Origin of the sequence: Parafannyhessea umbonata, from assembly GCF_900111255.1 — a bacterium.
GTDB lineage: Bacteria > Actinomycetota > Coriobacteriia > Coriobacteriales > Atopobiaceae > Olsenella_J > Olsenella_J umbonata_A.
Map to the genome: position 1 here is coordinate 61,363 of NZ_FOGP01000008.1, position 24,435 is coordinate 85,797.

General features: G+C 63.6%; 1 protein-coding gene (only partly in view). It reads left to right on the plus strand.

The window, feature by feature from the left end; genetic code table 11:
* On the plus strand, positions 1-24,435 hold part of the coding region annotated (locus tag BMY31_RS08620) for a BspA family leucine-rich repeat surface protein (protein WP_180371400.1) (this coding region is incomplete at its 3' end). Its footprint begins 14,990 nt before the window's first position; 24,435 of 39,425 annotated nt are visible.

Consider the following 24,435-nt stretch of genomic DNA (forward strand, 5'->3'; position numbering starts at 1 on the left):
CATGGACGTAAGCGCCGCGACCTCGCTTGCCGGTATCTTCTCGGGCGCCACTTCCCTCGAGACCCTAACGGGAACCGAGGAATGGAACACCTCTAACGTAGTGGACTTCTCCTCGGCCTTCCAGGGAGACCAGGAGCTTGTCTCGCTCGATATCAGCAGCTGGAACCTCGTCGGCCATGACGTCTCCAACATGCTCGATGGCCTCGATTCCATCACCCATCTCACGCTGGGCGGTGGCTCCGTTCTTGCGGGTACCGGTCTTTCTGGGACGACGACGCGCGTCCCCAACTCCGGTAACTGGATGAACGGAGACGCCAAGGTCGTCGGAAACGATGACTCTGACCCTGGCTCCACCGCGGCCCTCATCTCGCTGTATCCCTCGGGCGGCAACGGTCATGGCGTCGTGACGTATGACTGGGTCACCAAGGAGTTCTTCAAGAGCAACCCCAACGCCTGGTGGTTCTACGACCCCGAGACGAAGGCCCTTCAGGTCGGTATCGTCGATAACCCCGTCGACGTGACCGGTGACGGGGTTATCGACTCTGACGACTTCGTCGTGACGGAGTACGGCACGAGCCTCCCATGGCGCCCGTCGGTTGCGCAGGGCAAGATCCACAAGTTTGAGGCCGTCGCAAACGGCGCGGGGCAGCTCCTCACGCCACGCTCCATGCAGAGCTGGTTCGAGGGCCATACCGCGCTTCTGGAGTTCCTGGGCAACAATCTCGACGTCTCGCGTTCGACCTCCTTCGCGTCGCTCTTCTCGAGCTGCACCGCGCTTTCCACCATCGAGATTGACGCGTGGGACATGCGAAACAACCTGGCTCGCAGCACTTCCGAGGAGCCGGCTGTGGAGGTTGCCGCCGACCTAACCAACATGTTTGCCGGCACGAGCCCCTCGACCGTCAGCGTCGGTCCCAACGTCATTCTTTACGGCTCCGGCTTTGCCGCCAGCATGGTCGCGCGCGGGCAGGACAATGGCACGTGGCGCACGGGAGAAGGGACCGACACCTGGTTTGACACTTCGACGCACCTGGCCAACGTGCGCTACGGTACCGACCTTACCCACAACCAGCACCCCGCTGGTGCCGTAACGCTGGTCTGGACGCCCGGCGTCGGTCGCTCGTTCAGCCCGAACGACAATGCGTTCTGGGCCTACGACAGCCAGACGAAGACGTTCTGGTATGGTGCTGGACCCGGCACGAACAAGTCGCTTCCTAACTTCACGACCGGAAGCGACTCCAGCTCGGCGGTCGGCTGGAGCGACGGCCGCGGTGCCTACGATATGTACTCCGGCGACCTTGCCCTGTGGTGGAGCAACGCTCCCTGGTTCGACATCCTCCAACCTGGCTCCGTGGAGCATATTAGGACCTCTGGCGGCGCCAAGCCCGGTGACATGAGCATGTGGTTCGCCGGAGCGTACGGCATCGGCCACAACGGCGGTTCCTACATGGAAGACTACCGCTGGAACTACTTCGTCACCGGCGCCGACGGCAACTCGCTCTCCAACTACAGCCTTTATACGACCTATGCTCGTAAGCAGGTCTTCTCCAACGTCCTGGACTACGACGGCTCCGGCCTCGACATGAGCTCTGCCACGAACGTCAGCAACATGTTCCGCAACCTCAAGAAGCTCCAGAGCGTCAACCTCACCGGCTGGAAGATGCCCGCCTCCTACGGCGACATGCTCTACGGCCTCGACTCGCTCAATGAGCTCACGCTTGATGACCAGGTCAGTCTCGCGGGTACGAGTTGGACGGTCACCAAGCGCGTCGCCGGTCAGCTCAACTACCGCACGACTCTCATGCACTCCTGGAAGAACCAGGGCTCCGAGAACAACTGGCTCGGTACAAGCGCTGACCTTGAGCGCAGGTATCCCTCCTCGCTCGCCGGCATCGGCAGCACGCTCGGCGTCCAGACCTACGTCTGGCAGACCGACGACATCGGTGGCCGCTTCCCGTCCAATGACGCTGCCTGGTGGCGCTACGACCAGCTCTCTCGCACGCTCACCTTTGGCGTCGACAATCCCGGCAGCTCCACCACGGGCTCCGTCATCGTCGCCGACCACGGCACTTCGATGCCCTGGAGGGTCGTTCTCAACTCTGGCGCCGTCAAGTACATCGAGGGCGACGCGCAGTCCGGCCATCTCATCAACCCGACGGACCTCTCCGATTGGTTCAATAACACAAACGGCTTCTACGATGGGCTCATCGAGTTCGATGGCACGAACATGCGGGTGGGAAGCACCACGACGTCCTTCGCCAACCTCTTCAAGGGCGACTCTGCCCTCACGACCGTCCGCCTTACAGGCTGGAACATGGCGCTGTCCTCGCCGCGGACCAATGCGTTCACCGGCACCACCTCGCTCGTCGAGCTGTCTCTCGACAACGGCTCGATCCTGACCAACTCCGGCCTCTATCACGCAGACAACCAGGCCGCGCGCTGGCGCGTTGATTGGCTGAGGGGCTCCAATGGTCCTGACCTGAAGGTTGGCTCCTATAAGACCAACTCCGAGCTCCTCGACATCTATGACGTCGAGAATAACAAGGGCAATGCCGTCACCTGGCATTGGTATCCCGGCACTATCTTCAAGTTCAACCGCTCTGCGGCTGGCCACGAGACCGGTGGCCCGCTGCAGATGCCCGACGTTTTCGCGCCCTTCAACTACAGCTATACCTTCGAGGACCCCAACCTCAGCGGCTCCCAGTGGACGGGATACGAGCGAAAGGGCTGGCGCCTCCTCTGGTGGAATACGCAGCCTGACGGATCTGGCCGCGAGTACCCCACCTTCGCGCCTGGCTCCACCATCGTCCCCACCGACGCCGAGTTCGGCGAGGTCACCAACCTCTACGCCATGTGGGCACCCGTCGACCAGACGACGCTCTCGTTCGACAAGAACAACTCAAACGCCCAGTTCAACCAGGGAATCATCGGGTTCACGCAGATTAACAAGGACGCCGGCACGGACATCGAGCTTCCCGACTACAACGGCGTGGTCTCGGCTGAGGGCTACGACATCATTGGGTGGTGCACCACCGCCGACGGAACGGGCACGCGCTACCTCAACGGCGACACCTTCCGCATGCCGTGGCTTGAGAGCGACCAGGTCGTCAAGAATGGCACGGTAACCGTGAACGGCGTCACTGCAACCTGGTACACCTACGACACGACTGCGGGCGTGGACCGCTATACCTACGCGCAGACGCTTTACGCCATCTGGGCGCCCCACGGCAACTTCACCGTCAACTACGACGTCAGGGGTGGCATCCCCGCGATCGACAGCCGCACCGACGTCTACTGGGACTCCGTCAACCTCGTTCCGTCCGTCGTGCCGACGCGCGAGGGCTATAGCTTCGTGGGCTGGTTCTTCGACGTCGAGAGCGAGGACGACCCCGTCCAACTCACCAACGAGACGCACTTCTACGATTTCGAGAGCCCCGATGACAACAGTCTGCCGGTCACCGTCTACGCGGTCTGGGAGGCCGGCAACGTTACGATCACTTACCTCGCCGACGGAAACGGCACGGTCAGCTCGACAAACGTCTTCGATTCTGGAAAGCGCGCGACCGAGGAGATCCTCTCAAGCTCGCCTGTTGCCTCCGGCGTAGGCGGCGTCGCCTCGCCCTCGTACGGCTATCGCGTCGTCAGCTGGACCAACAACTACAACGACGAGGTCATCACGGGCACCAACTCCATCACACCCGACGTCGTCTACCGTATCGCCTACCATGACGGTTCCTTCCATTCCGTTACGTTCACGGCGCACTTCGGCCTGATGACCTACATCATCCAGTACCAGGCCAACGGAGGCACCGGTTCTATTCCGCAGGACAACGCGACCTATGGAGTCTACTACCAGATCGCCGACGGCGGAACGTCCGACGGCATCCACCGTGACGGCTATTCCTTCTCGTACTGGAGCATGAGCACTGACGACGCCTCCAACAGTACGCACTACAGCTCGGGTCAGCTGGTCAATGACTTCAATACCAGCAACCAGATAATCGTGCTGTTTGCCCACTGGAACGAGCTCCAGTCGAGCGTTGTCTTCTCCACGCGTGACGGTGGAACTATCGAGAACGCCGGCGGCGTTAACATGGGTGCCACCTGGCGTCCCGAGACCATCGGCCGCGTCACCGGCCAGGCCATCACGGCCGTCGCACGTCCGTCCGATGGTCGCATCTTCGTCAAGTGGATTGACGCCGCGACCGGGGCCACCGTCTCCACGACCGCCAGCTTCACCATCTCCAAGTCCGGCACCCAGTGGCCTGCGACCATGTCTTACATCGCGGTTTTTGCCCCAATCACCTACGCCATTGCCTTTGACGGCAACGGCGCGACCGAGGGGTCCGTCGCCTCCATCCAGAAGACCTACGGGACGAACGTCCAACTGCCTTCAGCCGCGGCCTTGAAGCGCGACGGACATGCGTTCGCGGGCTGGAATACTGAGGGCGACGGCTCCGGCGCCTCATTCGCCGACGTCGAGCTGCTCACCGCTGATCTGTCGTCCACGCAGGGGGCGACGGTAACGCTCTATGCCTGCTGGAATGCCCTCGACTACACCATCTCGTTCAGGCCGGGCGCTTCCGGCGCGACGGGCAGCATGCCCGACGAGCCCATGGTGTACGGCGTCGCCAAGGCAATCACCGCCAACGCCTATAGCCTTGCGGGACACGAGTTCGCCGGGTGGAACACGAAGGCGGACGGGACGGGTGACAGTTACTCCAACGCCCAGGTCGTGAGCGCGCTCGCGTCCAACGGGCAGACCGTGATACTCTACGCGCAGTGGATCGCTGCTCCCCAGTCCGTGACCTTCGAGGCTGGGGTCGGCGGCGCGCTGACGGGTGCGACGATCGTCAACATCGACTGGGGCACACGACTCTCCGGCCCCCAGATTCCCGCGGCGGTTCCTGAGTCGGGCAAGAAGCTCGTGTACTGGGCCTACAGCATGGTGCCCGCCGGCACGTCTCAGGCCGTCTCGGGCCTCGTCGGCAGCCCGTCTGACCTTACCGTCACCGGTTCCGTCACGTTTATCGCGACCTTCATCGACGACGACGTGTTCTTGGTCCGCTATGACCGTGGCGACCATGGCGCCTTTGCGGACGAGTCCGGACTCACATACTGGACTGACCTTGCGAACGGGTCCGTACTTCCCGCATTCGCGGGCGAGAAGGACACGGTCTCTACCAACCCCCGCAACTACAACAACCCCAAGGCCCAGGCCGGCTTCACCTTCGTTGGCTGGTCCTGGCGGGGCGCGGGGCAGAGCTACTCCACTCTCAGTGGCGACTCGCTTCCTTCCACCGTCACCTCCGACCTCGTCTTTGTCGCCCTGTTCGAGGCTGATGTCCAGGTCCTGAGTTTCGACGCGAACGGCGGGACGTCTGCGGGCCCCGGATCGCTTTCTGCCGTGCGCGCTGCAACGGGCGCAAACGTCGTGCTTCCTGGCTCCTCTGACGTCGCTAGGGGCGGCTACGATCTAGCCGGCTGGTCGACGAGCTCCAATGGTCCCGTCGAGTACGCGGACGGCGCGTCCATCCCGATGTTCTCTCAGAACACGACGCTATACGCGATTTGGGAGGCCTGCTCCTATGTCTTGGCCTTCGATACCGGTGGTGGGTCGACCCAGGCCAGCAAGAACGGCATCGGATGGAACGACCGCAACCTTCTCGCCGGCGTCGCCGACCCGACCAAGACGGGCTACGTCTTCCGCGGCTGGTTTGTTTCCACGGCGGCTGACGCGGCTCGGGCCGATGCCAACACGCCCTTCTCAGCCATCGCAACCTCCTCTGCCAACGGCTCCGCTGGAACGCTGTACGCGCGCTGGGAGGAGATGAGCGGCAAGATCGTCTACTCTGTCGTTACGGTCGACGCTACGACGGGCGTTCGTACGCCGACCGACGGTGGCTACGTCAACCACAAGAGCCAGGTCCTCTCGGCCGTCACTGGCACTGCCACGGGCTCTGCCGCCTATGCGCGTCCGGGGTTCACGTTCGTCCACTGGATTGACGCCGACGGCAACGTAGTCTCCACGTCCGCTGCGTATGTGCCCACCAAGGACCCGTACGATCCCTCGGTCGGGTCCTACGCCATCTGGGGCAATCCCACCGAGTACTTCGCAGTGTTTACGGCGCACGACTTCACGCTTTACTTTGACGCCAACGGCGGCACTGGCTCGCTCAATCCAATCCACTTCACCTACGGAATCGCCCAGGACATTCCTCTGGCGAGCCAGGGCGGCTTCGCGCGCACCGGCTACACGTTTGCTGGTTGGACGACTGCGCCCGACGGATCCGGTACGTACGTGGCCGACGGCGCCTCGGTCAAGAATCTGTCTGACGCCCAGGGCGCTGACGTTACGCTTTACGCCCAGTGGACGGCGGCGACGCTCGCTCTCACCATTGACGGCAACGGTGGCCACCTGCCCTCCTCTGCCACGACCACGCGCAGCTACAGCCTCAAGAGCGGCGACTCCATGCACCTGCCTTCGGGCGGCAGCTTCGAGCGTGCCGGCTATGTGCTCGACGGCTTCTCCACGACCTCCCGTGGTGACGTCGTTTACCTCCCGAGCTCGACGTATGCCATGCCCACCAGCCCGACGACACTATTCGCGCACTGGAGTCCCATCACCTACTCCGTTTCCTACTCTGCGGGGACTCCCGACGCCACGGGTTCGATGGCGCGCCAGACGTTCACCTACGACGTGGAGCGCGCTCTCTCTAAAAACCTCTTCGAACGCAACGGGTATGACTTCATCGGCTGGTCTACCAGCGCGTCGGGCGACGCCACGTATGCCGACGAGGCGTACGTGAAGAACCTCTCCTCGCGCGCCGGCGGAGACGTGATGCTCTACGCCGTCTGGTCAGCCCGCCTCTACTCCGTTACCTATGGAACCGAGGACGGCACCAAGGGAACCGTAACTGCTTCCACCCGCTACGTCACCTATGGATCTGCAGATGCCATGGAGGGTGTGAAGACTACGGCGGCCTCCGGATACGAGATTCGTGCCTGGAACTGGCAGATGACCCTCGACGACGGCACCGTCAAGAACGGGCAGACGCTCAACCCGACCCAAGTGGCCATCGAGGGCAGCACCGTCTTTACGGCTCTCTGGGCACAGGTCCTTTCCGTCAGTTACCTCCCCGGAGAGCACGGCAGCTGGGACCTCGGCTCTTCGGGAACCTTCTTCGACGGTTACAATGACGGCGATCTGGTTCCGGCTTTCGCGAGTCCCGCGACTGCCGAAGGCCTGCCACTTGGCAAGACGGCCGAGGACGGCGTCACGTGGACGTTCGCTGGATGGCTCGGCTCCGATGGCGTCACCTATGCGGCCAACGCCATCCAGCCCGTGAACTTCGAGGGTCAGAGCCTCGTCTTCACCGCTCTGTGGGCGCGCGACACCGTCATCTCGTACAATCTTAATGGTGGAGCCTGGGTTTCCTCGGAAGCACCGAGCTCGGTGACCGCCGCGGCAGGGGAGAGCGTGACGCTGCCCGGCACCTCTGACGTCCGTCGTGCCGGGTGGCGCTTGGACGGTTGGTCCCTCTCGGCCAATGGACCCGTGGCCTTTGCACCTGGCGTCAGCGCCGTGGCCATGGATGTGAACACGACGCTCTTCGCACGCTGGACCCAGAAACTCTACACGGTCAACTATGACACCCAGGACGGCTCGTACATTCCCACCAGGACCGACGTCGGTTGGGACTCCACCGACATCGTTCCCGCGGCCCCCTCGCGCGTCGGCTACCTCTTCATCGGCTGGTACCACAGCCCCACTCATAACACCGAGGACCTCGACGAAGGCCGCGTCAGCGAGGGCATGAGCTTTGCCCAGATTGCGACGCTCAAGGGAATCGATGACACTACCAGCGGGTTTACCCTGTACGCGTGGTTCACGCCCGAGTACGCAACGCTGCACTACGCGGTCGAGTCCGGCTTGGGCAGCGTTGCCCCCGATGCGGAGACCGTGAGGGCGGGCGACGGCTCGCCCACCGGCTCGGTGGCGACGCCCGCGCAGGGCTACAAGCTCGACGGCTGGTACACCTCCAAGGGCGCCTGGGTCTCCCGCAGCCTCTCCTTCGCTCCCACCAAGACCGTGGACGAGGTCTGGTTCCCCGGTACTACTTGGTATGCTCGCTTCGTTCCCATAGCCTACGAGGTCGCCTTTGACGGCAACGGCGGAACCGGCACGGGCATCGTCGCCATTCCCGCGCTCTTCGACACACCAGATGCCCTTCCCATCGTCGCGACGTCCTTCTCGCGCGACGGGTACACGTTTGCGGGCTGGAACACCAAGCGCGACGGATCTGGCCGTTCCTTCACCGACGGCGGTCAGTTCGACAACCTGACGACGACCGACGGCGCGACGGTCACGCTCTATGCTCAGTGGTCGATCGTCGGTCACTTCATCACGTACGATCCCAACAACAGCGAGCGCGGCAGCATCAACACGCCGCCTTCTGGCGCCCTTCATGCCGTCGGCGAGACCTTCGCGGTCGCGACGGCCGGCGATACCGTGGACTTCTGGCGTCGCGGCTACACCTTCGACGGCTGGAACGACGCCACGCACCGCGACGACGCGACCGCCCAGTACTCCTTCGGTGACAGCATCACCATGGGCAACTCGGACATCGTGCTCTACGCTCACTGGACACCCATCTCCTACACCGTCGTCTTCCACGGCAACGTCATCGACGCCTACCTCGATTCGTCGGCGGGTCTGCCGACGAGCGTTACGGTCAGGTATGGCGAGCAGGTCTCCATCGCTAACCGTTTCCTGCGCGAGGGCAATGTCTGGACGGGCTGGGAGGTCGTCGGTGCCTCGGACGAGACCTTCACCTTCACGTCGTCACAGGGCTATGTCAGCAACCTCACGTACCGCGACGGTGCCACCGTCGACTTCTTCGCACAGTGGGCGGCAGAGCGCGTGAGCGTCACCTTTGCCAGCTCCGACGTCACGAAGGGAACCATCTCGGGTGAGGACAGCCAGGCAATCTGGTATGGATCGAAGCCCGCCTTCGACCGCGTGGTCGTCACTCCGGCCGAAGGAAGCTTCCTCTCGGGCTGGGCCGTCACCTATTACAGCCAGGGCGAGGAGAAGCACACGACAATCGCGGCCGACGCCGTCGCGGACTACACGATCATCGGACCCACGGTCTTCCTCGCGCAGTGGGCCGACGGATACACCCTCAGCTATCTCCCCGGCGACCACGGGACGTTTAGCTCGCAGGAGGGGAACACGCTCTTCTCGCACGTCGCCCCCGGCGCCAAGGTACCTGCGTTCGTCGGTACCAATGGCGTGACGCCCGAGAGCGATGACGCCAGCTACTCCTTCGGCGGATGGTTCGTCGACGCCAATGGCAACGGTTCCCTCGATTCTGGAGAGACCCTCTATCGCCAGGCGGATCTCTCCGCAGTGGAGGACCTCGTCGTCAACGACGACGTCAGCTTCGTCGCCTACTGGATCGTTCCGAATGCCCACGTAGTCTACAATGCCAACGTTCCCGCCAACTCCGCCTCCGTCGGCGCCATGGCCAGCCAGGGAGTCGTTGCCGGCATTGCGACGCCTCTTGCCAAGTGTGGCTTCCGTGCGAACGGCTACGAGTTCCAGGGATGGGCGACCAGCGTCAACGGTGCCAAGGTCTACTCGGACATGGACGAGGTCACTCTCTCTGACGGACAGACGCTCGGGCTCTTCGGCGTCTGGTCGGCAAAGACCTACGACCTGATCGTCGACGCCGGCACCGAGCCTCACGGAACCCTCACTGCCGGTACGGGCTTTGCCGTCGACAGCAGAATAACCGGTGCCGTCTCGCAGGAGATATTCGTCGCCGACATCGTGTACGGCACGCACAGTGACGCGATTCTGAACGTCACCTCCGATACCGGTTGGGTTCTCAAGGGGTGGAAGGTCATCATGACCTCCGACGACGGCACCGTCACCACACGCACCGTCGACTCCCTCGATGACATCGTCGCCCTTGGCGACACCGAGGCTTCCGCCATCTGGCAGCGTCTGGTCAGGGTCTCCTACCAGCCCGGCGAGCATGGCGCCTTCGCGACGCAGAATTACCCCGAGGCCGTCCCCGGAACGCTTGCACCCGTCTTCCAGGGCGAGCCGACAGCCGACGAGGGCTGGATGTTCGATGGCTGGCGCTCCTCCGACGGCAACGCCTACTCCATGGAGGACCTTGCCTCCCTCGTCGTTCCCGACGGCGGTCTCAACCTCGTCGCGCTTTGGATTCCCAGTAGCCAGACCATAACCCTCGACGCGAACGGTGGCTCCTTCTCCGAGGGCGTCTACGCGACCATCGTCGCAACTCCCAAGACCAACGTCACCCTGCCTGACGACACCGAGGTCACGCGCAGAGGCTACCTGCTTGACGGCTGGTCGCTTTCGGCTGACGGAGAAGTGCTTTACGGCGCGGGCGCGACCATTCCGATGCCGACCGTCCTCACACCGCTGTTCGCGCATTGGAAGCAGGACATCATCGCCCTGGGCTTCGAGGTCCAGAAGAACGGCGGCGCGACCTACGGAACCATCGAGGCCGAGGGCGTAGGGCTTGCGATTACCACCACGACCGTCCATGACCCGCGCAACGCCTATACCGGCCTCTCGTTCCCCGACCGTAGTGTCGCCTCCGTTGCTGAGCTCCTCAGCTCGGTTTCCGGCGACGTTGTCGACGCCTCGGGCAGCATCATCGCCGTAAGCCCGTATGCCGTCACCGCTCGGGCATTTGACGGCTATCACTTTGTGCGCTGGGTCTACTCCGACGGCTCCACCGCGTCGAGCTCGGCAACCTTCGTGCCGTCTCGTGGGTCGAGTGGTCGCTTCGAGCCCATGACGTACTACGCGCTGTTCGAGGAGGACGCGCCCGTCGTCATCACCTACGCCGTCGAGAGCGGCACCACCTCCTGGACGAGCATCCCCTCCGAGTCCGTCCGTCCCGTCAGCGGCGTTCCCTCTGGCGCTACCGGCTATGCGGCCGCGGGATACCGAGTCGTCGGCTGGTATCTGGGCGACCAGCTCGTGAGCGAAAATGCGGCCTTTACTCCATCTCGCAACTCCGAGACGGGGCTGTACGAGTCTCTCACCTACACGCTGCGTGTCGAGGCGGCGGGCAACGTTGCCTACGCCGTGCGTTACCTTCTCCAGAATGCCGACGGCAGCTTCTCGGTCGCTACTGACCCCGCTCCTGTTATCCGCTACGGAACGACCGGTGAGACCGTCTCGGTCGTCGCCGGCGATACCGTCCTGGTCTCGATCGGCGGTTACACCTATCGCTCTGACCTCTCCACCACGTCCGGCGTCGTCGCTGCCGACGGGAAGATGGCCCTGTCGCTCTACTACGTCATCGATCCCGCCCCTGGCATATCCATTGTTTACAAGACGGATGGCCACGGCAGCCTAAGCACGAACGGCGAGCTCGTCTCCGCCGACCAGGCGGCATCCGGCACCACCGTCACTGCGGGCGCCGGCTATCGTCTCGACCACTGGCAGGACGCCTCCGGCAGGAACGTCAGCACGGCCGTCACGTTTGTCCCCGCGAAGCCCGACGGCGGCTGGTCGAGCGAGGCCACCTACGTGTTCACCGCCATCTTCGGCGAGGCACCAGGCTTCGCGACGTTCACGTACGAGGCTGGCGAGGGCGGAAGCGTCTCCCGTCCCAGCGAAAGCGTCCGTCCCGTATCCGGAACTCCGCTAGGCTCTACGGCTACCGCTGGCGAGGGCTACCGCTTCGTCGGCTGGCTCAACGTCACCACAGGCTATCGCGCCACGGTAGACGGCACGATCGACGGTCCCGCGGCCCCCGCGTTCCTCGTTCCTGCCAAGGATCCCGTAAGCGGCATCTATGTGAGCGCTACCTACCGCGCGCTCTTTGAGGCTGACAACGTCGGCTACACCGTCAAGCACTACAAGGTCCATGGCGATGGCTCCACGACTCTGGTCGCCAGCGAGTCTCTCGTCGGCGCGACGGGCTCCGTCGCATATGCTACGCCCATCGACACCGCCACCACGAGCGGCTGGGACGGCTATACCTATGCAGCCGGCTATACCGGCGCCAAGACCGAAGGCCGCGTCGAGGCCGATGGCAGCCTTGTCCTACTACTGTTCTACACCGCCAACACGAGCACGCCCTATGTGGTCGAGCGTTGGGCCCTTGACGGCGACGGCAACCTCACTCGCCTCGATGACCAGCAGGGCAGCGGCACAACCGACTCGACTGCCACGCCTGCCGTCAGCACGCCTGCTGGCTATGAGCTGGTGGGGGAGGGCGTTGGCGTTACCGGCACCTACCTGGGTACCTCGAAGACCGTCTCCTCCGTGCTCTCTGGAACGATCTGCGGCGACGGTAGCCTTGTGCTCACCCACGTCTTCAGGGCTGTCAAGGCGACCTACACCGTCAACTACTGGAAGGTTACGGGTCAGTGGCATGACAGTGATCCCACCAGCCACTATGTCAAGGCCGCAGAGTCCGACACATTCGAGGACTATGTGGGCAAGACGGTAAACGCCACCCCCATTGCGGTTGTGGGCTACACGTTCAGGGCGCCGGGGACCAACGAGTACTATCCGTCCGTCACCTCGGGTGTCGTCAGCGTCAACGCACTCGGCAACGGCACCCTCGTTCTCGACCTCTACTATGAGGCCGACAGCGGAAACGTTCTCAACCTCGTGGTTACCTCGCCCGCGGCGTGGGTCTCCGGCCACTCGCACTACGCACGCAGCTCCTACCGCACCGAGAGTCGCATCTCCCTGCCCGGCGTGGCCGATGTCACTTATCCCGGCTATACCTTCCAGGGTTGGAGCGTGAACTCCGATCTCAGCACTGTCGACTACGCCCCTGGTGCGACCTTCGTCACGCCTGCGGCCAAGGACTCGACGCTCTATGCAGTCTGGAGGGCGAACGAGAACACCCCCTACACCATCATCCAGTTCAAGCAAAACGGAGACGGAACGGTCGAGAAGATCTCTTCCACCACGGCCTACGGACGCACCGACAGCACGGCTGCGCCGTCGGTGAGCGCCCCGGCTGGCTACCAGCTTGACGCCACCGGTACGATCACATTCCAGGGCGACGACTACGCCGGCCTCACCTCCGGCACCATCGCCGGCGACGGCAGCCTTAAACTCGTCTTCATCTTCAGGCCCGCCACCGTTGGCTACACCGTCGAGGTCTACACGGTCGATGGCAACGGCAACGCCACTATCGTCGACGCCGCTCACGCGTTCACCGGGTACGCGGGCGGTATCGTCAAGGCGGACGCAGACGCCTCGGAAGTGGCCCCTCAGGGCTCCTACTGCCACGTGCTTGCGGTCGCTCCTGATGGGTATAGCTATCCGGGTGACAAGGTCAGCTTCACGGTCAACGGCAGGACCTTCCGCAGCACCGCCTCTGGCGCCATTGCAGGCGACGGCAGCTCGAAGTTCTACATCTACTTCAAACCCAACACCTACACCCTCACCTATAGCACCGGTGCGGGCAGTTGGGTTGGCTCGGCCGACTCGGCCCCGGCGACCCAGTTCGGCAAGACTATCTCCGCTCTACCCGTCAACACGACCAATGTCACTCGTTCGGGCTACGAGCTCGTCGGCTGGACCACACGGCAGACCGTCACCGTCAGCGGCGAGTCCGTCACCGTCAACACGGCTATGGGCCAGAAGGCGCTCGACCTCTTCGACCTGATCAAGGATGGCGGCACGTACTTCTCCGCCGGTAGCTCCTACACGATGCCCAAGGCTGACACGACGCTTTACGCGGTGTGGAAGCCGCTTATGACCACGTACTCGATCTACCAGTACGGCGTTCGCGAGGACGGGCAGGTCACGCTGCTCCAGCAGCTCGAGAGTCGCCAAGCCTACACCGACACGGTCGTCTATGCGACCGCGGACGACAAGACCTATCCCGGCTACGGCTACAATGCCACCTATCACGACGACGAAGTCGACGCCAGTCGTGCGCACGACACGATCGACCATGTGACGGTTGGCGCGGACGGCCTCTCGCGCATCTCGCTCTTCTTCAACGCCAAGCCTGACACGACCTATACCATCTACTTCAAGCGCTATACCGGATCCGGCACGATCGAGGACTTCGCTATCTTCGATGACGGTTCCGGCAGCTACGTCGCGAGTGTCACGCGCACCGGGTACGCGAACACGCACGTCATCGTCGACGATACGGCGCTTGCCTACGGCGCATCGAGCCACGTCGACGGCTCCAACGACTACCGCTTCAACGAGGTTATCGTCGATGCGGTGCTCACCCGCGGCTACGAGTACGTGCAGTCCTTCTCGGTCACCATCGGCGGCGTTACGTACTCCACCACCTCTGACGGCATCGTCGCCGCAGGAGGCACGCTCGAGCTTGTTCTCTACTATCGTGCCACGGGCAATGCGCTCACATACGACCTTAACGCGAGCGACCCCATCGCGTCCTGGACGGTAACCGATCAGACGCCCACCACGGCTCCCAACTCGGGTTACACCATGAACGCGCCAGTCGCGGCGGACGTCACGCGTCCTGGCTATGAGCTATCTGGCTGGAAGTACACCGACGACGACGGCGTCGAGAGGGTCATCCTCCCGGGTGGCGAGTTCGTCACCAACCGCACGCCGATGACCCTCGTTGCCCAGTGGAGCCCGACCACGTCGACCTACATCATCAACTACTACAAGCTCAAGAACGGTGTCGTCGTGCTCGACCACAGCGATGCGACCCAGAGTGCCACGACCGAGGCCGACTACACCATCGTTCCCCCGACGCTCTCAGGTTATGTCGTCAAGCCCGATGGCACGGTCTTCTCGTTCGGTGGCTCCAGCCTCACGAGCGTCTATACACAGCGCATCCACGGACACCTGGCTGGCGACACCGCCAATACCACCGTGTTCGACCTGTACTACGAGCCGCGCAACGACATCGACTTCCGGGTCATCCGCTGGGCGATCTCTGGAGACGGCTCGGTGACGCAGCTGGGCGAGACCGAGACCATCCACCAGGGCATCGCCGATCGCACCGGCTACGTCGACGCTGACTCTGACGAGGCCGCCAACAACAGGTGGAACCGAAAGACGGCTCCCGAGGGCTATCGCTTCCTCGAGCATGGTGTCTGGTACACGCTCAACAACGAGGCGGAGGACAAAGTCCGCACCATCGCCGAGGGCATCATCGAGGCCGACGGCTCCACGGTGTTCAACCTCTTCTTCATCGCTACCGAGCTTCCGCTGACGCTCAACACGACCCAGGGCGGCTGGTACCCCGCCGGCGTCGACCTCTCCAAGAGCTATCTTGCGGGCAAGGTCGTCACGCTCCCCGGCGGCTCCAACGTTCGTCGCTCCGGCTACACCCTCGCCGGCTGGACCACGCGTGCCACTGTGACCGTCAATGGCGGCGACGTCACCGTCACCGATCCCTCTGTCAAGGGCCAGCTCGCCAAGGACCTCCTGCAGGTGCTCGAGGGCCTCGACGACGGCAGCTTCTACGCGGCTGGCGGCTCGTTCACCATGCCCTCGACCGCGACGACCCTCTACGCCATCTGGAGCCCGCGCAACGACATCAGCTACACCATCGAGTACTGGAAGCACACCGGCGCCGACACGCTCGTACTCGCCGACGTCATCACCGTTACCAACGGCGAGACTGACATCAACGCGAGCGTGACCGACGAGCAGGTCAAGACTTACGAGCACTACCAGCGTACCTCTAGCGTCACGGTCGCGGCAACGTCTGCCTCCACTACGGCCGGAACCTACAACGAGGTCACGAACGCCCCCGTCACCGTCGATGCCGACGGTCATTCCACGCTTGCGCTCAAGCTCTACTACGAGGCCCAGAACGTTACCTACTACGTCGACTGGTTCCTGTTCACCGACAACTCAACCGCCGAGAGGAGCATCCGTCTGTACCAGCGCGAGGAGCGTAGCGCCAAGGTCGACTCCACCGTCGCGGCGACCCAGGCGGACAAGGACCTCTCCATCATCGGATACCAGTTCGATGCCGACTTCGCGTACCCCGGCCACAAGAGCACGCTCTCCATCGACCAGCTTGCCGAGCACGATGCGCTCGAACTCTACTTCACTGCGCTCGACCAGACCCTGACGCTGGTCGTCGGCACCTCTGGCGGCGCCCGCTGGACGGGCACCGACTACGGAACCCAAACGGTCAAGGCGGGCAAGCTCGACACGCTGCCCGGTACCGCCTACGTCGAGCGCCTGGGCTACACCTTCCTTGGCTGGTCGACCGACTCCCGCGCCAACGTGTCCACCGGACAGGACAACATCGACAAGGCCCAGGCCATCCTTGCGACCGAGGGCATCACGTTCTTCTCTGCGAGCGCAGTCGGCGGCCTCGACTTCGAGATGCCGAGCAACAACCTGACGCTGTATGCCGTCTGGCAGGCCCTGACCACCGTCGAGTACACGGTCAAGCACATCCGCATTACCGGTGACGGCACCGCAAAGGAGGTCATCTCCGAGACGCTCAGCGGCATCGCGACCGACGATACCGCCGCTGCGGTTCCCTACGTTCTCGGTTCCGAGAAGTACGACGCCCGCTTCGACGGCTACACCTACAAGGCCTCCTTCGGTGCGCACAACTCCGTCGTCTCCGGTCCCGTCTCGGCCAAGGACGCCCTCACGCTCACGCTCTTCTACGAGGCCGATGACACTTCCCTCACGTACGTCCTCGCGGGCGATGCCAATACCGCATGGCTCGTCGGCGGATCCGACCCGCGCGTCGAAGCTACCAAGAGCGAGAAGACCGAAACCCTCCTCGCCGTCGGCCAGGCCTCGCGTGCCGGCTACACCCTTGTCGGCTGGACGACGAGGGCCGACGCCGCCACCGTGCGCTCTGGTGCGACTGCCGCACAGTACGCGACCGACATCGCCTCCGACATCCTTGCGCCCGGCCTCCAGTACCTCGTGCCCGTCGGCGGCAGCGCGCTCTACGCCGTCTGGACCCCCAACACGAAGACCGCCTACACCGTTGAGCACTGGAGGGTCGTCAAGAACAACGACGGAAGCTACTCAACCATCTTCGAGTCTGCCTACGACGTCGACCATCTCGAGAACATGACCGACGTCTCCGTCAGCGCGACGCCGCGCAACACCTCCACGGACGAGAAGTTCAAGGGCTATACGCTCGTGGCCGACGGAGCCTATGCCTACGGTGACAGCTCGAACGGCTTCAAGAGCGTCCTTACGGGCACGGTCGGTGGCGCGACGCCGCTTAAGCTGATGGTCTACTACGCAGCCAACCTCGACACGACCTTCTACGTCGACAGCTACATCGTCAACCCCGACGGCACCAAGGTCCTTCTCCACAAGACGACCCAGCTCGCGGGTACGACCGGCACTCCGGTTGCGACGGGCGCGTCCAGCGCGAGCGCGACCGACGTCACTTACAACGCCAACTCCGGCGTTATCACGCCCATGTTCATACTCGGTTACAAGTTCGACACCGAGAACAGCGTTGCACCTGGCCTAACCCCTGTTTCGGGCATGCCTTCCGCGATGGTCCAGTCCGCGACCATCGCCGGTGACGGCTCGACACGCCTCGTGCTCTTCTACCAGCTCGACTACTCCGACTACACCGTCGAGTTCTACAAGATTGACGGCAACGGCAACCGCTACGCCCTCAATGCCTTCAACTCCAACGGCGGTGCGGCCACTGCGGGTGATGCCACCAACGTCGTGAGCATGAGCGGCCTCACCAGTACCACCGCGATCGTCAACCGCAACGCCGGTGACACGAGTTCCGCTCGCCAGCTTACCTACGCGCACCTCAACTACACCAGCTCCGAGACCGATGGTGAGGGCAACCCCTTCAGCGTTCTGACCGGCTACAGCTTCGATCTGAGCAAGTCCACGGTCTCCGGTGAGATTCTTGCGGACGGCTCGCTCGTCCTCACCCTCGTCTACGTGGCCGACCAGATCCCCCTGACGTTCGACCTCGGCAGCAAGGGGCAGCTCAACGGCGACGCTATCAGCAGGAACTACGGTGCCGAGCAGAACATCACGCTTCCCGCGGCCTCCGCCGTCAAGCGCAGCGGATACCGTCTTGTCGGCTGGACGTCGGAGCGGACCGTTGACTCCGCAGTCGTTGCCGAGGCCACGGGCACTGCCGCGGATGCCCTCGCCGCGACGCTTGCGGGCGCGGGCTACGTGGGCAGGTACTTCTCTGCCGGCTCTGCCTACACGATGCCGGTTACGGCGATGACCCTCTACGCCGTCTGGGTCCCTACTAACGCCACGACCTACACCGTCGACGTTTACGCCATCAGCGGCGACGGCACCATGTCTAAGGTCGGAAGCCATGCCTACGGCGACGGCACGGCTGACGAGTCGACGGGCGACCTCTCCGGCCGTGCCGACGCCCTCAAGAGCGAGTTCGGCCTTGCCGGGTACCGTTTCTTCGAGCCCGGCGTCGACCAGAGCGTCAACGCGGCCCTGCCCAAGCAGACGAAGACCTCCGGCATCGTCGCCGCCGACGGTGGCCTTGTGCTTCCGTTCATCTACGAGGCCGTCGACGTCGACTACGGCGTCGTCCGCTATCGCGTCGACGCGGACGGAACCCTGACGCCCGTCGACGCCAATGGTGACGATGCCGCGAGCGAGGACGATGCCAAGGTTGTCTACCAGGGCAAGACCGGCGCGCATGCCACGGTTGTCGTGCCCGGCTCGGTTCCTGCCTCCGCCTCCGCCGTCACGGGCGCCACCGACCAGTGGTACGACGTGATCGCACACCAGTACTACACGATCGACAACCGCAACAACGTCCACATCGTCAACGGGACCCCGGCCTACGCCTACAACGCGACGTACTACTACACCACGCCCGATGGCGAGGGTGGCGAGGTGATTCATGGTGACACCTCGACCAACAACGAGATTCTCGGTGACGGTTCCACGGTGCTGAGGCTCTACTACGTGCCTGGCAGCTTCGCCCTCACCTTCGACGTCAACAACGGCACCTGGCGCATTACCGAGCTCGAGGGCTACACGCTCTCTGATGACGGCAAGCGCTTCGTTGGGCAGTTCAAGGCAACCACGGCCATCACATTCCCTGCGATCGATCCGGGAAGCACGCCCACCAACGGATCTGCCGCCTACCGCGCCGGCTACGCCCTCAAGGGCTGGATGATCGGCAACGACATGAGCGTCATCTACAAGCCCGGCGACGCCTATTCCATGCCCGTCGGTGCCGTCACCTTCAAGGCCGTCTGGGATGCGCTCCCGCAGACCTACGACGTCCAGCACATCAAGGTGCGTGGCGACGGCACGCTCGAGACGTTCATCGCCAAGACCAACCTTGAGACGCGTGTCGGCCGCTATGCGCAGGAGAAGGAATCCACCCCTGCCGGTTACGACTTCGTTGGCGACAACCAGAGCTACACCTACGTCGACAACCACGGCGTCAGCCAGACCGTCACGACGCACGCCAACGTCGAGGTCGTCTACGGCCAGGCGACGACACTCGTGCTGTACTACAAACCCCACACCAACACCGTCTTCCACGTCGAGCGCTACATCATCACGGGAGACGGTCAGGTCGTCGCCCTCGACGTCGACGGCAGCATCGTGCGCGACGACGATGGCGTCCCCACCAGCGCCGCAGCCTACCAGGCCGAGCGCACAGGCACCACCGACTCTATCGCCCACGCAGACGGTCGCAACGGTACTTCCTTCGAGCAGAACGCGAAAGTCTACAACGACGACATCCTCATCGAGGGCTATACCTTCGTGCTGAACGGTGCCAGCTACACCATCTCCCCGGGCAGCGGCACCACCGACGCTTCTGGCAACATCGACGGTGACGGCTCACTGATTCTCAGGCTCTACTGGTACGCCGATCGTGTCTCCGCCCTCACTTACGACCTTGGCGACCTTGCCAGCGTCTCTACGATGACCGATAGCACGCACCGCTCCGACGAGACCTTCGAACTCAAGGGCAAGGGCGACGTCAGTCGCACCGGCTACGAGCTCGTCGGCTGGACCACGCGCCAGACCGTTGAGGTCGATGGCTCCGACGTGACGGTCAGCTCGGCCAGGGGAGAGACAGCCTTCCGGCTCATCGATGCGATCGGCGTCCTCAACACCCAGCAGGGCTACAACCAGATCTTCTTCGCGCAGGGCTCGACCTACCAGATGCCGACCCATGACATCACGCTCTACGCGGTCTGGAAGCCCATCGAGGTCGACTACACCATCATTCGCAGCAAGCTCACGGGCAACGGCGACGAGGTCGTGCTCACGACTGACGTCTACTCGGGCCTCTCTGATACCGAGCTTCGCTTCGATGCGACCGTGGCCGGCTATGCAGGCGGTATCACGAGTGCGACCCTCAATGTCGTTCCCGCTGGCTACCACTACCTCGCTCAGGGCCAGACGGGTTCGGTCGGCTCACACGAGGTCACGACTTCCGCCTACGGGAACATCGACCCCGACGGCAGCTCCTCGTTCACGCTTTGGTACCTGCCCAACACCTACAAGCTCATGCTCGAGAAGGGCGAGGGAATCTGGGTTTCGGGCACCAACCCGCATGCGGGCACCAACCACCTGACTCAGGAACTCGTCGAGCTTCCGCTCGGCGAAGCCCTCGACCGTCCCGGCTACACCTTCGTCGGCTGGTCGGTGCACGACAGCGCGGCGTCTACCACAGGCAGCACCAATCGTACGAACGCCGGCACTCTTTCCTCTGACGCGACTGGCGACTGGACCTCTGGCGGAAAGCACTTCACGCTCCCCGGCACTGACTTCGAGATGGCCTACGCCTCCGAGGTGGGCGGCACCATCACGCTCTACGCCGTCTGGCGCGCCAACGACATCAGCTACTACGTCGACCACTACCGCGTCGAGGGCGACGGTGACATCAAGGAGGCCTGGGCCGAGACGTTTACCGGCATCGTGGACGACGACTATACCGTCACCACTACGTACTCCACCGCCTCCCATGACGTAAACATCCGCTCGGGCGTTAGCGGCGACACGCGCTACAACGTCGCGTTCGTCGGCTACACCTTCGGATCGTCCTTCAACGTTGGCATGACGAGCGTGGAGTCCGACACGACCCTCACGCTTGCCGTGAACGCGGCGGGCGAGGGCATCACGCATTTCTCGCTGTTCTACAAGCCCGACACACTCAACCTTACCTTTAACGCGGGCCTTGGCGTTTTCACCGCCGGCTCCACCGCCGGCACTAACGGGCTCGTTTGGCAGCGCACCACCGAGCTCTCCAACATCGCGCTTCCCGTCGACGTCAAGCGCGACGGCTACACCTTTATGGGCTGGAGCACCGACCCCGCTTGCGCCACCGCCAAGGGCTCGACATCGCGCAGCGAGTACCTGCGCATCAGCACCCTGACGGGCAACGACCCCGCTGCGGGCGGAGCCCAGTGGATTGCCAGTGGCGTCAGGTACACGATGCCGACGACCTCTACCACTCTCTATGCGGTCTGGAGGGCCAACACTGACACCACGTTCTACGTCGACCTCTATCGCGTGGACGGCAACCGCGTTATCAAGGAGGAGGTGCTGACCGAGAGCTTCACGGGCATCACGGACGACCAGTACACTATCGTCACCGGTGACGTGCAGAATGACCACCAGCGCAAGATCTTCTCCAGCTCAGAGTCCGCGGCCGGCAACTTCCCGTACAATTTCATCGGTTACTCCTACGCCTCCTCGGTATCGACTACCGCCGGCACGAAGACGACCGACGTCACTCTCACCATCCTCGGCTACGAGGTCGTCGACGACGCCACTCGCTTCACGATCTTCTACAAGGCTGACACCATCGAGCTCGAGTTCGATGCGGGCCTCGGCACGTTCACTTCGGGCGCGGGCGCGAACACCAATGCGCGCGTCGAGAACCACGACGTCGAGTCCACCTTCAAGCTTCCCACCAATGTCCAGCGCGCGGGCTATACCCTCGTCGGCTGGTCCACGAGCCCCTCGGGCAAGGACAAGACGGGCATCGCGAGCCAGACCATAGCCGCCAGCCTCGCGACCGTTACGGGCGATGCCCCCGACCAGGGCGGTGCGAACTGGACGTCCGTGACTTCCGGCGTCAGTGCCGACTACGTGATGCCCACTACCACTCAGAAGCTATACGCGGTCTGGCGGGCCAACGACACGACCACGTATTACGTCGAGCGCTACGTCGTCACCGGCGACGGCGTGCTCGTGGCGATCGACAAGGACGGCAACCTCGTCCGCGACGCGCAGGGCCTCGTGGTCCCCACGAACCTCACCGAGGGCTCCGGCGACGCCGCCCACCGCGTCGTTCATCAGGGCGTCACCGACGAGCAGGCATGGGCGGACGCCAACGCGACCGAGGGCTACCGCAACGACGACAGGCGCGCCATTGCCGGATATGCCTATGCGGCAGCCGGCTATGGCGGACACTCCACGGTGGCCCGTGGGACCATTTCCGGCGACGGCTCGACCGTGCTCGTCCTGATTTACCAGCCCAACAGCCACATCATCACCCTCGAGGGCGGTTCTGATTCCAACCTTGGCCAGACCACTATCGTCGAGGTTCTCACCGACGAGACGATAGTCCTCCCCTCCAGCACGGTTGCCGGTGGGGGAGAGGGCACCTATGCGAGGCCCGGCTACACGCTCAAGGGGTGGACCACCGAGCAGGCCCTCGACGGCATCACGACCAACGAGTCGACGGGTCTCGCGAGCCGAACGATGTCGCAGGTCATTGCGGGCAGCGCCTACGCTTCGCGCAGCTATGACGGCGGCAAGGTCTTCTCGCCCGTTCCCGCCAGTGACGTTACGCCCCTCTCGTACGTCGTTCCTACCAGCGCGAACATCACCCTCTACGCGGTCTGGGAGGCGAACGCCGACACGGCCTATACGGTCGAGGTCGTTGTCGTCAAGGGTGACGGAACCACTACGACTACGGTGATCAACCATGTTGGCGTTACCGACGAGGAGGCATACGCTGACGCCGCCCTGGACGATCCCGACATTAGCAAGAGCTGGGTCAACCACGACAACACTGATAAGGCGGGTTACGCCTACTACGACGATGACGAGCTGACCCCGTACGTCTTCCAGGACAACTCCAACGTCACCGGCTCTACCAACATTCACAATGGCGACGAGTACACCTCCGTGGCGCATGGCAACATCAACGGCAGAATCGCCGATGCCCTCGTCCTGAGGCTCGTCTACGTTCCTAACCTGAATTTCCTCGACTTCGTGGCTGGACCGAGCACCGCCCATTGGCAGATCACCGAGCCCGATGCGCAGTACTCTACCGGCACGGTTATCCAGCTCCCGGGCACGGCTGACATCACGCGCGCCGGCTACGACCTCGTCGGCTGGTCCATCTACTCCGGCGCGAACACCTCCACTGGCTACGCCTCCCAGTCTGCCTCAACCACGATCAGTGGACAACCTGTTGACGACCCCGCCAATGGCATGAGCTTCGTCGTCCTGGGCGGGAGCTACACCATGCCCACCGCTTCCGAGGTCACCCTCTACGCGGTCTGGAGCGCGCGCAACGACACTGCCTTCGACGTCGAGTACTTCTACGTTACCGGCGACGTCGAGGTCAAGACACTGAAAGCCACCGAGACGCTCTACGGCACGACTGACGAGGTCGCCAACGTCGAGGCCTCCGTCGAGAATGTCACGAGGAACGAGTGGAGCAAGAACGACAACGTCCTCGGCTACACCTACGTCTGGCAGGCGTCTCCCCAGACTGTCGTCAAGGGCGACCTGAGCTACACTGCGATCACGAAGTCCCACGGCACTATCTCGGCCGAGTCTAAGATGATGCTGACGCTCTACTACGTCGGTCGCTTTAACAACATCGTCTTCGACACCGGCCTCGGAGCTTTCGACGACGGTGCCAGCCATGACGGCTCCTACCGCTCCGAGACGACGATTCTGCTTCCCGTTGACATCAAACGCGACGGATACACCTTTATGGGATGGAGCACTAAGCCCAGCTATGAGGTTGGGACGAAGCCGACTTCGGTCTGCAGCTCCACGGGTCTCGCCTCGAGGGATGCCTCCGCGCTAGCCGTCGCCGATGGGACTTCCAGCGTCGACCTTGGCGTTACCTTCACCGCGCCGGGAGACTCCTACGTGATGGGCAAGGCCGAGCACAACACCACGCATACTATCACCCTCTACGCGGTCTGGAGCGCCGACACCGACACGGCCTACTACGTCGAGCGCTACGTCGTCACCGGCGACGGCGACCTCATCGCCCTCAGGGCCGACGGCACCGTCGAGCGCGACGCGGACGGCAACGTCGTCGCCCAGGCCGACCCGGCCGCCTACGCGGCCGGCCAGCGCGTCTCCCACCAGGGCGTCACCGACGAGCAGGCGTGGGCGGACGAGGCCGTCTCCGGCGTCAGCTACCGCAACGCCGACAACCTGGCCGTCGCCGGCTACACCCTCCTCGGCAGGAGCGA